Source organism: Faecalicoccus pleomorphus DSM 20574, assembly GCF_000420345.1.
In the GTDB taxonomy this organism is placed as follows: domain Bacteria; phylum Bacillota_I; class Bacilli_A; order Erysipelotrichales; family Erysipelotrichaceae; genus Faecalicoccus; species Faecalicoccus pleomorphus.
The window spans coordinates 14054-27997 of record NZ_ATUT01000012.1 but is presented as its reverse complement, the minus strand read 5'-3'; the positions used below and the strand labels follow the sequence as shown (position 1 = coordinate 27997).

The 13944-nt window shown below is 39.0% G+C and carries 17 protein-coding genes; 3 read left to right on the top strand and 14 right to left on the bottom strand.

Translation table 11 applies throughout. From position 1 onward, the window contains the following. Positions 1-54: 54 nt before the first annotated feature. Together G413_RS0106430 and G413_RS0106425 are read right to left on the bottom strand one after the other, a co-directional pair. A complete protein-coding gene (locus tag G413_RS0106430) occupies positions 55-906 on the bottom strand; it encodes an aldo/keto reductase (protein WP_022790096.1) in 852 nt (283 codons plus the stop codon). Between the two features lie 14 nt (positions 907-920). Then, positions 921-1772 (bottom strand): aldo/keto reductase, encoded by an 852-nt coding sequence (locus G413_RS0106425; RefSeq protein WP_022790095.1) that lies wholly within the window; start codon positions 1770-1772, stop codon positions 921-923. Positions 1773-1905: 133 nt separating this feature from the next. Here G413_RS0106425 and G413_RS11140 point away from each other — a divergent pair, with 133 nt between their 5' ends. Continuing rightward, on the top strand, positions 1906-2748 hold the full coding sequence (locus G413_RS11140; RefSeq protein WP_022790094.1) for a LysR family transcriptional regulator: 843 nt from the start codon (positions 1906-1908) through the stop codon (positions 2746-2748). Positions 2749-2764: 16 nt separating this feature from the next. Here the strand turns inward: G413_RS11140 and G413_RS0106415 are convergent, their stop codons facing one another. The 8 genes from G413_RS0106415 to G413_RS0106380 form a co-directional block, all read right to left on the bottom strand. Next, complete coding sequence (locus tag G413_RS0106415; protein ID WP_022790093.1) at positions 2765-3307, bottom strand: DNA-3-methyladenine glycosylase I; 543 nt, start codon at positions 3305-3307, stop codon at positions 2765-2767. After that, a complete protein-coding gene (locus G413_RS0106410; RefSeq protein WP_022790092.1) occupies positions 3304-3834 on the bottom strand; it encodes a methylated-DNA--[protein]-cysteine S-methyltransferase in 531 nt (176 codons plus the stop codon). Before G413_RS0106410 ends, G413_RS0106415 begins: the two co-directional genes overlap by 4 nt. A gap of 63 nt (positions 3835-3897) precedes the next feature. Further along, positions 3898-4407: a dihydrofolate reductase family protein gene (locus G413_RS11135; protein ID WP_244910588.1), complete on the bottom strand. Its 510-nt coding sequence runs from the start codon at positions 4405-4407 to the stop codon at positions 3898-3900. Continuing rightward, complete coding sequence (locus tag G413_RS0106400; RefSeq protein ID WP_022790091.1) at positions 4388-5848, bottom strand: C69 family dipeptidase; 1461 nt, start codon at positions 5846-5848, stop codon at positions 4388-4390. The genes G413_RS11135 and G413_RS0106400 overlap by 20 nt, the downstream gene beginning before the upstream one ends. A gap of 12 nt (positions 5849-5860) precedes the next feature. Further along, positions 5861-6553, bottom strand: a complete 693-nt coding sequence (locus G413_RS0106395) for a DNA/RNA non-specific endonuclease (protein WP_022790090.1) — start codon at positions 6551-6553, stop codon at positions 5861-5863. 9 nt (positions 6554-6562) lie between these two features. Continuing rightward, the gene (locus G413_RS11130; RefSeq protein ID WP_081637636.1) at positions 6563-7357 is read right to left on the bottom strand and encodes a glycoside hydrolase family 25 protein; all 795 of its coding nucleotides are present in this window, start codon (positions 7355-7357) and stop codon (positions 6563-6565) included. An 83-nt stretch (positions 7358-7440) separates the two neighbouring features. Then, a complete protein-coding gene (locus G413_RS11125) occupies positions 7441-7875 on the bottom strand; it encodes a transketolase C-terminal domain-containing protein (protein WP_022790088.1) in 435 nt (144 codons plus the stop codon). Next, on the bottom strand, positions 7853-8056 hold the full coding sequence (locus G413_RS0106380) for a hypothetical protein (RefSeq protein ID WP_081637634.1): 204 nt from the start codon (positions 8054-8056) through the stop codon (positions 7853-7855). The genes G413_RS11125 and G413_RS0106380 overlap by 23 nt, the downstream gene beginning before the upstream one ends. Before the next feature lie 20 nt (positions 8057-8076). Here G413_RS0106380 and G413_RS11120 point away from each other — a divergent pair, with 20 nt between their 5' ends. Next, on the top strand, positions 8077-8814 hold the full coding sequence (locus G413_RS11120; RefSeq protein ID WP_022790086.1) for a hypothetical protein: 738 nt from the start codon (positions 8077-8079) through the stop codon (positions 8812-8814). After that, positions 8801-9598, top strand: a complete 798-nt coding sequence (locus G413_RS11115; protein ID WP_022790085.1) for a DeoR/GlpR family DNA-binding transcription regulator — start codon at positions 8801-8803, stop codon at positions 9596-9598. Before G413_RS11120 ends, G413_RS11115 begins: the two co-directional genes overlap by 14 nt. Positions 9599-9658: 60 nt before the next feature. Here G413_RS11115 and G413_RS0106365 read toward each other — a convergent pair whose 3' ends face one another. The 4 genes from G413_RS0106365 to G413_RS0106350 are packed head-to-tail and all read right to left on the bottom strand — an operon-like array spanning position 9659 to position 13942. Then, complete coding sequence (locus G413_RS0106365) at positions 9659-10744, bottom strand: ABC transporter substrate-binding protein (RefSeq protein ID WP_027969095.1); 1086 nt, start codon at positions 10742-10744, stop codon at positions 9659-9661. After that, on the bottom strand, positions 10725-11531 hold the full coding sequence (locus tag G413_RS0106360; protein ID WP_027969094.1) for an ABC transporter permease: 807 nt from the start codon (positions 11529-11531) through the stop codon (positions 10725-10727). Before G413_RS0106360 ends, G413_RS0106365 begins: the two co-directional genes overlap by 20 nt. Then, complete coding sequence (locus G413_RS0106355) at positions 11528-12361, bottom strand: ABC transporter permease (RefSeq protein WP_022790084.1); 834 nt, start codon at positions 12359-12361, stop codon at positions 11528-11530. The genes G413_RS0106360 and G413_RS0106355 overlap by 4 nt, the downstream gene beginning before the upstream one ends. Further along, entirely contained in the window at positions 12362-13942 is a 1581-nt protein-coding gene (locus G413_RS0106350) for an ABC transporter ATP-binding protein (protein ID WP_022790083.1), read from the bottom strand. Positions 13943-13944: the final 2 nt, after the last annotated feature.

Here is a 13944-nt window from a genome sequence, read left to right as displayed (position 1 = left end):
ACTTAAAGTTAACTTTAGGTCAAGACTTTTTTTCTTTTTTATTTCATCTTTTTATCAGTCTTCAATTTTAAAAGCATTCAATAAAGCTTGTGCTACACCGGGGGCATCTGGATCATGCGAGCCTTTTTTCGTATCTAAAGCACGAATACTTTGCATTTCTTCTGCAGTGAGTTCAAAATCAAAGAGATTCAGATTGCTCTGGATACGACTTATATTGGTTGATTTTGGTAATACAATCGCGCCTTCCTGCAACTCAAAACGCAAAATGATCTGACCTGGATTTTTATGATACTTTTGCGCTAAATTTTCAAAAACAGGATGTGTCAACAAGTCTTTATTTCCATGCCCTAATGGATACCAGGCCTCTAGTCTGACATTGTCTTTTTCCATCAAGGCTCTTAATTCTCTTTGTTGGAAGAAAGGGTTAAATTCCACCTGATTGACAGCCGGCTTTATTTCAAACTGCGGTACAAACTGATTCCAGATTTTTGGTGTCATGTTGCTGACACCGATGGAGCGAAGTTTTCCTTCTTTTTTTGCTTCCTCCATAGCATGCCACGTTTCAATCACATCTCCATACGGTTGATGAATTAAATATAAATCGATATAATCCAGTCCCAATTTTCTTAAAGAGCGATCGATACCTTTCTTTGCGTTTTCATAGCCATGATCTTGCAGCCACAATTTACTGGTCACAAAAATGTCTTTTCGATCGATTCCACTATCACGAATTGCTTTTCCTACATCTTCTTCATTAAAATAAGCCGCTGCCGTATCGATATGACGATAGCCTGCCCGCAATGCCTCTTTCACCATTTCATAAGCTGTTCCATCTCCCGGAACCATAAAAACTCCAAATCCAATCGCAGGAATCTTAGTTCCATCATTTAAAGTTATGCTTGGCATACTGCCCCTCCTCTTTATTCATGAATTTTATGTGTATTTAACATTTTTACCACCGGAATCGAATAATGATCGATGATTTCCGTTTTTCCGATATTTAACTGTCGAATCTCGTTCATATCTCTTTCAGATAATTCAAAATCCCAAATGTCTATATTTTCTCGGATTCGATTTTCATGCACCGATTTCGGAATAACAATTACTCCTCGTTGTATATTCCATCGTAAGACAACCTGTGCTGCACTTTTTCCATATTTTTCACCGATTTCTATCAAAACCGGATGCCGGAATATATTATGACCTCCTTCGGCAAAAGGGCCCCACGCTTCAATTTGAACACCGTATTCCTGTGCAATTTTTATATCTTCTTCGCGCTGGAAGAACGGATGGCATTCAATTTGATTAACAGCCGGTGTTATTTCCATATTCATACAAAGATCCACTAAACGATCTGGATAAAAATTGGCAACACCAATTGCTTTGACTTTCCCTTCTTTATAAGCATCTTCTAAAGCTCTATACGCACCATAATAATCACCGAATGCCTGATGCAGGAGGATAAGATCAATATACTCCAGGCCTAGATTTTCAAGACATGTATCAATGGCTTTTTTCGCATTTTCATAACCATAATCCTGTATCCAAAGCTTCGTGGTCACAAATATTTCTTGTCGTGCTATTTGTGATTTACGAATTGCTTGACCAACCGCCTGTTCATTAAAATAAGCAGCTGCGGTATCTATCAAACGATATCCGTTTTCAAGTGCCTGTAACACGACCTTTTCGCATTCAAGAGGATCCGTAATTTGAAAAACACCAAAACCTTCTAACGGCATTTTATCGCCATTATTCAATGTCACATACTGCATAATACAACCTCCTTATATAACTTGTATGCATGCTTTATATTGAATACAATCAAAATATAATTGAAATTATCTAAAAAATATAATGCTTTTTAAACATTCTGCTATAATTATAAGTAATACTAGGAGAACGATTATGATTGAGATGTATCTACTGGAACAGCTAGTAGCTGTTGCCAAACACAAAACACTTTTGGCCGCTGCTGATGCCTTGCATATCACACAACCGGCGCTAACACGCTCAATGAAGAAGCTGGAACAACTATTTGGATTTGCTCTTTTTGATCATCACGCCAATCGTATCGAAATCAATGAAAACGGTCTATTAGCCAGCGAATACGCAAAACGCATCCTTCAATTAGAACAGGAAATGATCGATCAGGTCACACATTTGGAACAAAGTAAGCACACCATTTTTCTAGAAAGCTGTGCGCCAGCCCCCATGATTTATCTTCAACAGCGCTTAGCTTTGCTTTTTTCTACATATTCTGTACAATCCCATTTAACAAATTCTGAAGGAAAAATCATCGGAGCCTTAAAACAGAACAAATGCCAATTGGCCATTGTATCCGCCCCTGTAAAAGATCCGAATATTATCTCCTCCAAAATATTTACCGAACATTTGTATTTATCGGTGATGCCTGCTCATCCGGCCTCCCAAAAAGAAAAAATCTCCTTTCAGGAGATCGATGGAGAAACATTTCTTCTACATGGTTCGTTGGGAATCTGGAAAGATGTTGTCAATGAAAAACTTTCTCATTCTCGTTTTATCGTGCAAGATCAAATGCAAGATCTCAGTGTGCTTTTGGCAAGTTCTTCTTTGCCTGCTTTTACCACCAATATCAGCTGGAACATATATCCCAGACAAGAAAAGCGCCTGGAAATTCCTATCGTAGACCATGATGCCTCGACCACTTTCTATTTAGCTTATCATCGAAAAGATCAGGATATCTTTAAAGCCCTGCTTCCTGAAACATAAAAAGAACCCGAGGGTTCTATGTCGCATGATAGAGATCACAATTTTCATCATGAGAATAAATGATACCGATTGCCTGTAAATACGAGTAAATGATGGTCGTACCGACAAATTTCATACCTTTTTTCTTGAGATCCGCAGATAAGCAATCAGAAAGCTTTGAACGTGTCAGTCCTACTTCATAAAATGTCTTTCCTTGTGTAAAGATTTTTAAGTAGTTATAAAAGCTACCATACTCTTTTTGTATGGCTTTAAAGATCTTCGCATTTTCCACACTGGCTTTGATTTTTAAACGATTGCGTATGATCCCTTTATTTTGGGCAAGTTCTTGTAGCTTCGTTTCATCATACGAACAAATTTTATTCAAATCAAACTGATTATAAGCCTGACGAAACGCTTCTCGTTTATTCAATACACATTCCCAGGATAGACCGGCCTGAAAGGACTCCAAGATCAACATCTCCAAAAGATATCGCTCATCAAAATTAGGTTGTCCCCATTCTTCGTCATGATAGCGAATATATAAGGGATTATTCAGATTACACCAGCTGCATCGTTTCATAAAGCACTTCCTTTTTTTGGAACAAGAAATTTTGATACATCATGTCCTTCATTTTCTAATAGTTTGATTTTATTGGCCATACCGCCGCTATAGCCCGTAAGACTTCCATTCGAGCCAACCACACGATGGCAGGGAATTACGATGCAGATGGGATTCCAACCAATCGCACCGCCTACCGCCTGAGCTGACATTTTATCCAATCCTTTGATCTTTGCGATATTTTCGGCTATATCTCTATACGTTACTACCTTTCCAAAAGGAATTTGAAATAATTGATCCATGACAAGCTGACGAAACGGTGTTACATGTTCTAACCTATAGGTCGGCAAAAATGATGGTTCTTTGCCCGAAAAATAAATATCCAGCCATTTTTTCGTTTGTTCAAAAATGGGCAATTCTTGATCAATAAAATTCTTTCCATGTTTGACTTCATCTCTAGAGCCTTCAAACCATAACCCGGTTAGATATTGGCCATCACTGGATAAGTAAATTCTGTTAAATGAGCTGTCATAAGTTGTTCTATACATCGTGATTTTCCTTTTTTATTTTGTCTTATAAATTAAATCTGTGATTCCATTATATGAAACTGTTCATATCAACTCTAAAGGCTGGAAACTCTTTTGTTTTTGAAATAGCCGAATCCCATTCCCCAGTAAAACAGGAATCACAGAGATGTGATACACATCAATCATCTGCTGTTCAATTAAAGGTGTGATAATCTGTGCGCCTCCACAAACCCAAATTCCTTTACCTTCTTTTTGTTTTAGGTCATGGAGCAGAGATACAGGATCCTGGCTCACAAAACAAATATTCGATTTGTCTTTTAAAGTGCGATGAGTAATTACATATGTGTCCTGTTTGGCATACGGCCATTGATTAGGTGTAATTTCGGTAATCAATTGATGATATGTGGTATAGCCCATAATAATAGAATCAGTATTTTTTATAAACATATCATAGGAATTCGTAGTACCTTCCTGATTTTCAAAAACCTGCAGCCAATCTATGCATCCATCCTCACTGGCAATATAGCCATCCAGGCTCATGGCAATAAACAGCGTTACTTCTCGTTCCACTTTATTAGGCATCGCTGCGGGCATATGCATTCTTCATGATTGAACTTAATTCAAACAAAACTTTACCTAGAGTTTCATCAGCAGCTTCTTTGACCATATTGGCAATGGCTTGATTGGCTTGTGTACGAATTTCTTTTTTACGCTGTTCTGTTTCTTCTTTTGCCAGCAATGCATCAGTTTGATGAATTATTTCATGCGCTTTGGCAGCCACTTTATTTTGATATCGTTCAATCAAGTTACGAGATTGTTTAAAGCTGGCATCCGCCATCGCGGCAATCAGACGACTTGTCCAATAAAAGTTATCCGTAGAAACCTTGTCGGTAGTATTGGACAGATATTCCGGCACACTATCCACATGAGGATAGAAAGGAATCATCACATTCATGTTGTTAGCCGCAAAGGCAATCCATTCTAAGACTTCTCGATCCGGACGTTGATGAATCAGTCCAAGCACACTGGTACGATTCACACCAATGGAACGATACATACCGGCTTTTGATCGATCCCCATAGCTTTTATATGGATCATAATCCGTTCCCTGAAAAGTCGATGACAACAAATATTTCACATCTTCGATTGTGATCTTTTTCTCGGGAACCATGCACCACGGAATATCATCGGATTCCGGTGTATAGTCTGCCTGTTTGCCTTCCCATTTTTTTGTATGTGGATTTAATGTTTTTTCAATATACCAGGCTCTAGGCGTGTTATATACATGATCGGCATCATCATGAGATCCAAACGCACAGCGTGGATCAAATACATCATTCATCGAAAGATCTAAATGATTTTGTTCCACAAATTCTTTCAGATCACTAGAGCACATACACTCTTTTTGTGCACCATAGGCATCCTTCCAGTCAAAAGAATCAATTCCTAATTGATTAGGCATAGCAACATAAACAGTATCCGGAACTCTGCGAGCCATCCAATGATGTCCGCCAATCGTCTCTAACCACCAGATTTCATCTTTGTCTGAAAAGGCAATTCCATTCATCTCATAGGTACCATATTCTTCTAATAATTTTCCCAGGCGAAGTACACCTTCTCGCGCAGTGTGAATATAGGGTAAAACAAGAGTAACAAGATCTTCTTCTCCAATTCCACCAGGTGTCTGTGTCTTTTCATCATAAACAACCAAAGGATCAGCTCCTAATACACGAGCATTCGAAGTAATCGTTTCCGTAGCCGTCATACCAACACCTGCTTCATTTATACCAAAAGCAGCCCAAACGCCTTCTCCCTCTACCGCATTGGGAGCTGCCGTATATCGCATAGGCTGATCCGGCAATTCAATCTCTACATGCGAGATCACACTTTTATAGGTTTTGGGCTGTTGATCTGGTTCTACAACCACCAGCTTCTTTTCGGTAAATTGTCCGGCTCCGGAATCATCGTTGCGCGCGATGATCGTTGAACCATCAAAACTAGCTTTTTTACCCACTAAAATTGTTGTACAAGACATATCGTTTCCTCCTTATTCTTTCTCGTTTTCTCCGGTCGCATAATCTATCTCTACACCCGGTTGAACATTGTATGCATAAACATTAAATGCCAGGCTTTCGCAATCATCTTCTACCGAACATGCCTGCATATGCACACCACTGGCAACCAGATTTTCACCTTCATAAATCGGTGTCACTTCATAAAGAACATTTTCACCGGTAGCTTTCACATACTCGGCAATCTCGTTCTCAAAAGGAAGCATTCCTTCCGTATTCATATAGCGGGTACCCGTAATCAGGTTTCTCGCATTGGCATTTTCACCGGTTAACTGATATCCAATCAAATGACACCGGTTATACACCCAGCCACCCGGCACGAAATCATAACGTTCATTCTGCCATCCACTTGGTTTGACAGAGCTGATGCTTTCTCGATCTGTCTTTGGCATCGTCTCTTTTCCGACACTGGCTTTCGCCATCGTACACCGTCCTAATTCATCGAGTTGATTATAGGTTTCAAAGGATGTTTGTGCTTCTGTAATCTCATATTCTTCAAAATCTGGTTCATTATCATTAATCGCGACATAAGCATTTTGGCTATATTCCGGAAGTGTATCTAAGGATATTTCATCTTCTTTTAGTGACATATATACGACAAAACACACGATACAAATACATACTACAACACACAAACTCAACAATGCATTTCTATTGCCCTTTTTCATGAAAATCTCCTATTTATTTTTCACCGGCATGATGTTCATATCCACATTGGTCGATATTCCGGGAAGTGTTCCTGTATGAGAATATTGCCAAATCATGAATCGATCCTGCATGGCCGGTTTATCTTGATAAGCCGCATACCAGAGATTTCTGTCCTGAATCCGACTGAAATCAAGTTGATTATAGAACCAGTCTAAGTTTCCATAAATCATGGATTCATACCCATGTTCTTCCATCGCATCACAAAACATCAAGGCTAAATCTGTTTTCTCTTCGATACTCAATGTATTGATTCGACCTTCTTGTTCATCAAAAAATTCCATATCAAAGACAATTGGCAAATCAATGGAATACGAAGAAACTAAAGACAGCACAAAATCGATTTCCTCCTGAAGTTCAATAGTGTTGATGGCACTGGAATACCAATAAACACCCAGTTTCAGGCCTCTATCTTGTGCCTGTTCCATGTTGTATGCGAATGTGGCATCCTCATGAATCTTTCCTTCAATCCCTCCTCGATACCCGACACGTATAAACGCAAAATCGATTCCGGTGTTTGTAACTGCATCCCAGTCAATCGTACCATTGTGCTCACTGACATCAATTCCAATCTCACTTTCATAATCCGGATCGTTATAGAACTTAAAGCCTGTGCTTGCATTTTCAAAACGATCTAAATCATAGTAGGATGAGGGAGTCGTTTCCGCTTGTGAAAAAAGTGAATGAATGACAAAAGTCAGTACACCAAGCAAGACCATCATCAAAATAAATATACGTAACTTTTTAGCTTTTCTTTTCCTTTTCATCGGTTTCTATTATACACCATTCATTTCTACATAAAAAAGCAGCAACGATTCGATATCATCACTGCTTGTTTGAGATGTAATTTTTACTTCATGATTTCTTTGATCTTTTGGGCAATGCTTGAAGCATCCAAATGATAGCGGGCTAATAAGTCTTTTGGTTTGCCGCTTCGTCCAAAACTGTCCTGCATACCCATCATGTACTGACGACATGGTAGTCCATATGGTGCCAGAGTTTCGGCTACTGCTCCGCCCAGGCCGCCGATCACATTGTGTTCCTCGATCGTTACGATCACATCGTGTGTTTTCGCCGTTTCCAGGATCAATTCTTCATCGATTGGCTTGATCGTGGAAATATTGATCAGTGTCGGTTCGATGTCTTTTAGCTGTTCGATAGCTTTTAAAGACTCCTGTACCATCAGTCCTGTCGCAATGATGGCGATCTTGCTTCCTTTTTTGAGTATCTGTCCCTTGCCGTATTCCCACGTATAACTGTCATCATACACATCCTCTACGCCCAATCGTCCCGGTCTTACATAACATGGGCCTTCGACATCCGCACATATTTGCCATCTGATGTCCTACCTTCATTTTGCCATCGCCATGCGTTCTTTTTCCATTACCGGCCCAAAGATCGACGGTAATGTTTGCCTGTGGTGTTTTAAACCAAATTCCGGCACAGCCTAACCACCGCATTTCCACAAGAAGCCCGCAACTTTATTATGGGCATCATTTATATCATCTTTGCCATCTATTCTATCTATATTATCATGACGGCACAAAAGTTCAGTCAAAAATTATTATTTGGCATCCTTTTTATCCTGATATTTTCCATAGCACTTTATGCTGAATATTTACGTCATCTATATCAACATGCGATTCAAACGATTGCCTATGATGTGATGCCGCAAAAAGGGAAAAAAGAATATGATGATCTTTTAAAAAAAGATATATTTAAAGCTTATAATTCTTCTAAGGTGATTTATGATACTTTGTATTATGCCGATATGCTGGAACCCTCTTCGTTGTTGGAAACTATGGAAACTCATTATAAAATGTTTCATCAAAATATAGATAACCTTTTGATCTGGCATTATAACCAGTTATATGCACATTTTCTATTAAAGGATACAAAGATTGTTCAGGAAGAATATACAAAAATCATCCGTATGAAAGATGCCAAAGTAAAAGGGCACAAATTATCACCTTTATATAATTGGGACTTTATTGATGCCCTCTACTTATTTAGTAGAAAAGACTACAAGCAAAGCTTTAACTGCTTTAAAAAGACAAATATACAAAACTTGAACAATCGTGAAAAGCTTCATTATTATTACCAGTTTAGCAATCTTTGCAGAGTCATGCACAATCATTCCATGGAAGAAGAATGTATAAAAAAGATTCGGCAAATCGGAGGAACTTCAAAAATCATCGAGGTGGTAAATCATGAAAATGAGTAAAGAGATCGTCGATGCACGGCGTAAAAAAATCATGGAAAAGATTCAGATACAAGGAAAAGTGAACGTGGAAGAGCTGGCAAAAGAGCTTAATGTAGCACCTTTGACCATACGACGCGATCTGCAATACTGGGAAGATATGGGAGCTGTTATCCGCTATTATGGCGGAGCCAAACTGATTCAATCCTTTGTCAATAACGACCAGATCAAAGACAATAATGAACCTTATAAACATGCAATCGCCAAATATGCGGCAAATCTGGTAGAAGAAGGCGATACGATATTTATCAATACAAGTTCGACTGCACTATTGATGCTTCGGTATATTCATGACAAGCATGTGACCGTCATTACCAATAATGGAAAAGCGTTATTCATCGACTATGATCCAAAAATCACCGTTGTCTTGACCGGTGGAGAAATACGATATCCCAAAGAAAGCATGGTCGGTGATTTTGCCTTAAACAACGTCAACCGCGTTTCTGCTGACAAGAGCTTTTTAGGCTGCAGCGGTATTGATGCCGAAATCGGAATGACAACAGTCATTCTGCCGGAAGTTTCCATCAATGAAGCAATGATCTCTCGATGTACGGGAAAAAAGATTCTATTGGCCGATGCGACCAAAGTTGCCAACATTCACCAGTTCAGCGTTGCCAAAGCAGATGTGTTCGATCTGTTGATCACTGATTTTCGAGTACAGAAAGAACAATTAGAAGATTTTAAATATACATCGTTGGCCATTCAAACCGTACGTCCTTTCTACGGATATCAAAGCGTTGACCAATAAAATAAAAATGCGACTTATGATCCAATCCATCGATCAAGAAAAGTCGCATTTTTTACTATCTTATTGAACGTTGCTGGCGGCAACTTTTACTTTACTGAAAAGTTCGGCAATGATTGTACGCGTTTGTTCATCATATTTGAACACTTCGTCTTTATCATTTCCAGTACGTGGAATATAGGCATTGATACCTTCAAAATCTCCACCTTCACCACTTAATTCATTCATAACTTCTTCATTTGGTGAAGTATATCCAACATAGCTGGAGTTATCCATAGCCGCATCATAATTACATACATAATCAATGAACGCATGGGCTAGTTCCGGATTTTCCGCATTCTTAGGAATAACCATGGCATCACTCCATAAGTTGGTTCCTGTTTCCGGCATATAGAAGCCCATGTCTTCATTTTCTGACATAACATAGGCTGCATCCCCCGAGTAGATCAAGCCTAATGCTTTACGTCCCTGCGCCATATTGTCGATAATTTCATCGGTTACAATTTCCGGTTCCATTGTTTCTACACACTGCACCAGCCAGTCATACGCCTTATTCAATTCATCCTGATTTGTCGTATTCATCGAATAACCTAATGCCTTTAAAGCCATCATAAAACTGTCACGTTCTGAATCGTACAGATAAATGTCACCTTTATATTTTGTATCCAGGAAAATGTTGTATCCTTCTTTTTCCAGATCTTCTTCACTAACCTTTGTTTTATCGTAAACGATACCTACAGTTCCCCAAAAATAAGGAATCGAGTAATCATTATTTGGATCGTAATCCAATCCCATGACACCATCCGATAACTGATCCAGGTTTGTCAGTTTATCCTTATCTAATGGTTGAAGCAGATCTTCCTGAATCAAACGTTCGATCATATAGTCGCTAGGAACCAAAACATCAAAAGATTCCCCATTGGCCACCTTGATATACATCTGTTCATTGGATTCAAAGTAATCCACATTCACAGTGGCACCTGTCTGTTCTTCAAAATCCGAGATTAAATTTTCTCCCATATATTCGCCCCAGTTATACAGATGAAGCTCCTGTCCTTCGAACTCACGTTCCTGCCCGCCGGATCCTGAACATCCGGTCATGCCCAGTGCCAAGGCACCCACTAGGGCACTAGCCAATAATTTTTTCATGTTTTTTCTCCCTTCTCTCCTTAATCATAGGTACTACATTGATAATCACAAGGACTACCGTTATCAATACTACAACCAGTGTAGATATTGCATTGATGCTTGGATTGATGCGCTTGCTCATGGTGTAAACCATAATACTTAAGTTTTTTACGCCTCCACCCGTTACAAAATAGGAAATGATGAAATCATCAAACGACATTGTAAATGCGATCAAAGCTCCCGAAACGATACCCGGCATAATCTGCGGTACAAGCACTTTGATCAACGCCTGCCACGGTGTAGCTCCTAAATCCATAGCCGCATCCGCCAAATTTGGATCTAATGAGCGAATTTTAGGCATGACACTTAAAATCACATATGGCGTACAAAAGGCTATATGCGCTAAAAGCATCGTCATATATCCTTTTTCAACATGGAATGTGATAAACAACAACATAAATCCGATTGCGGTCACGATTTCTGGATTCATGATGGGGAAATCATTCAGCTGTAAGATGATTTTTTGTAGAAACTTTCGGCTTTTTGAAAGTCCGATGGCACTGATGGTTCCTAAAAGCGTTGATACTACTGTTGCTAACAAAGCAATCGTAATCGTTGTATAAAGTGATTCCATCATGTCACGATTTTGTAACATGTGCTCATACCAGCGAAGACTGAAACCTTCAAAATTCGTCAAAGATCGTCCTGAATTGAAAGAAAATACGATCATATATAAAATCGGAACGTAGAAGAACAATAAAGAAAGCACCATCAGCACTTTACCAAAAATGCGTTTTTCTTTTTTCATGCCTTCTTCTGCCTCCCTCCGTTATTATGCTCATCCACACGACGGATCAGATACATACAAAGCATCATGATCACGGCCATGATCATGGAAATAGCACTACCGAAGTTCCACTCACCAACCGTAATAAACTGGTTTTCAATCACATTACCGATCAGGAAGAACTGTCCGCCTCCTAACAGTTTTGGAATAAAGAAGGAACTTACAGCCGGTAAGAATACTAAGGCAATTCCACTGATCACGCCAGAAAGCGACAATGGGAAAGTTACGCGCAAAAACGTCTGCAGCTTATTGGCACCAAGATCAGCACTGGCTTCCAGCAATGAAGAATCCATCTTACAAAGAGAAGTATTGATCTGCAAGATCATAAATGGAATAAAGTTATAAACCATTCCCAGCAGTACAGCCCCTTCTGTATAAAGAAGCTCTGTATCTTGCAATCCAAACAAGTTTTGTAGAATACCCCCTTCCGAAAGAAGCCCAATCCAGGAATAGGTTCGCACCAGCATATTGATCCAGGTTGGTAATGTAATAGCCAGTACCAGGATATTTCGAACCCGATCTGAACTTCGCGCAATAAAATACGCAATCGGATACCCTAACAACACACAAATCACAGTGGTTTTAAACGCAATAACTAAAGATCTCCATAAAATCAATAAAAAGTCATGGTCGGTAAAAAAACGAATAAAATGGTCAAACGTAAAGGTAAAGTTGACAATTTCGTTTCCTTGTGTGGTAAACGCGTAAAACAATATCAACAACATTGGCAACAAAATCATCAAAATAACCCAAACTACATACGGAATGGCCAATTGTGAAAAACGTTTCATTTAAAACTCCATCTTCTCCATAACATGAATATCTTCCGGGAAGAAAGTTAAGCCGACCTCTTTGCCTTCTTCCACAAAATCTGTTGTATGAATCTTAAATTCACGTCCTGTTGTCCAGAATGTAACCTTGTAAATTCCTTCCGTTATCGTTTCCGGATCAAAGTCATAATCTACGCTTAGATCGATGCCTTCTTCTTCATTATCCAGCTTCCATCCCTGTGCATTGGCCCAAGTTTTTAAATCCGTATCCAAGGCCGGCGATTCTAAGATTTCATCTTTTGATTTAAAGAAGTTAAAAGCACTGACAGCTTCATTCGCCTTTTTATTCTCAACAACGCGCTGATCCACAACCCAAATTTTTCTTGTGACCTGCGTTCCGGAGTTAGTAGAGAAGGTAACCGCATATTCTCCGATCTCCTCTTTGAGATCGGTATCAACTTTAATTGAAATATATTCTTCTGTCTCTGGATTCCAAGCCTGCGCATCCGCACGAGCTACAATTTCTTTATCGTCGATATCTTTCATATCTTCCAGATCCAGATAAAAGTCATTGGCGCTGATAGCCTCTTTTCGATCTTCACTATAGATATTTTCATTTTTTCGAACATGCATATTTACCGTAACATGTGTTCCGGGAACAGTCTCCACCATCACTTCATAGTGAACTCCTTTAAAGAGAACACTTTCCACTGTTCCAGTCATTTTACCTTGCTCAGCAGAAACAATGTCAATATCTTCCGGACGGATCACAACATCAACCGGCTCATTTTCCTTGAAACCGACATCCACACAGTCAAATGTTATGTCATCAAATCGAACTTTTTTATCTTCCAGCATACGCCCAGGCACAATATTACTTTCTCCGATAAAGTTAGCTACATATCGATTTACCGGTTCATTGTAGATATCTTGTGGTGTGCCGGCTTGTTGAATCTCCCCGTCTTTCATCACAACGATCTTATCGGACATCGTCAAAGCTTCTTCCTGATCATGTGTTACATAAATAAAGGTGATTCCTACTTCCTGTTGGATACGTTTCAACTCATACTGCATTTCTTTTCGAAGCTTTAGATCTAAGGCTCCTAACGGCTCATCCAACAAAAGAACAGATGGTTCATTGACTAAAGCACGGGCAATCGCAACACGCTGTTGTTGCCCACCGGAAAGCAAAGTAACATTCTTTTTCTCATAACCTTCCAGATTGATCAATTTCAACATTTTCATGACTTTTTGTTCAATAATATCCTTTGACATTTTTTTGATCTTCAAGCCAAAGGCTATATTGTCATATACATTCATATGCGGAAAAAGAGCATATTTTTGAAAAACTGTATTTAATTCTCTTTTATAAGGAGGCAATTTTAAAATATCATGTCCATCAAAGATCACATGGCCTTCTGTCGGTTCCAGAAATCCTCCTAAAATTCTTAATAAGGTTGTCTTTCCGCAACCACTGGGTCCTAACAGTGTCACAAATTCATTCTCATAAATATCCAAATCAATCCCTTTTAAAACGATCTGTCCGTCAAAATCTTTTACGATATTCTGAAATTGGATCAATTTTCTTCTTTCATTCTCCATAA